Raw genomic sequence first — 203 nt, 5'->3', positions numbered from 1 at the left:
CAGAGCCGTCAGATTTACAGTCTGATCCCTTTGGCCGCTCGGGAACCCCTCCAAGTTGTAGTGTGTTGTTATGGTGGAGGGGGCTGGATTCGAACCAGCGAAGGCAGAGCCGTCAGATTTACAGTCTGATCCCTTTGGCCGCTCGGGAACCCCTCCACAGGGGATATCTAATTTTGTACAACTTGGTGGAGGGGGCTGGATTC

General features: G+C 54.7%; 1 tRNA gene. It reads right to left on the bottom strand.

Annotation, left to right across the window (positions count from 1 at the left end):
* Positions 1 to 71: 71 nt before the first annotated feature.
* A tRNA-Tyr gene (locus tag C1E24_RS20855) sits at positions 72 to 156 on the bottom strand.
* Between the last annotated feature and the right edge of the window lie 47 nt (positions 157 to 203).

This window comes from Pseudoalteromonas phenolica (genome assembly GCF_005876835.1).
Taxonomy (GTDB): Bacteria; Pseudomonadota; Gammaproteobacteria; order Enterobacterales; family Alteromonadaceae; genus Pseudoalteromonas; species Pseudoalteromonas phenolica_B.
Note: the sequence above shows the minus strand (reverse complement) of the source record. Positions and strands in the feature narration are given on the sequence as shown.